1 protein-coding gene is annotated in these 262 nt (G+C 74.0%); it reads right to left on the bottom strand.

Features of this window, described 5'->3' with window-relative positions; all coding sequences use genetic code 11:
* Positions 1-17: 17 nt before the first annotated feature.
* Positions 18-262, bottom strand: a 245-nt coding sequence (locus CH341_RS32830; RefSeq protein WP_170149921.1) for an HRDC domain-containing protein, incomplete at its 5' end; no start/stop codon positions are given.

Below are 262 nucleotides of genomic sequence, written 5' to 3'. Positions count from 1 at the left end.
GCTACTGGCTGCGCCGATCACTCGGCGGCGCGGACGATCGCCAGGAGATCGGGGCCGTAGTGCTCGAGCTTCTTGTCGCCGATGCCGGGGATGCCGCGCAGCGCGTCGAGGGTCGTCGGGCGGGCGGCGGCGATGCCTTCCATGGTGGCGTCGTGCAGCACCACATAGGCCGGCACGCCGCGGCCGCGCGCCACCTCCGATCGCCACGCCTTGAGTCGCGCCAGGAGCGTTTCGCCGGCCGCGTCGATGGGCGTGCCGGGCG

The sequence above is a fragment of the Rhodoplanes roseus genome (assembly GCF_003258865.1).
GTDB lineage: Bacteria > Pseudomonadota > Alphaproteobacteria > Rhizobiales > Xanthobacteraceae > Rhodoplanes > Rhodoplanes roseus.
Note: the sequence above shows the minus strand (reverse complement) of the source record. Positions and strands in the feature narration are given on the sequence as shown.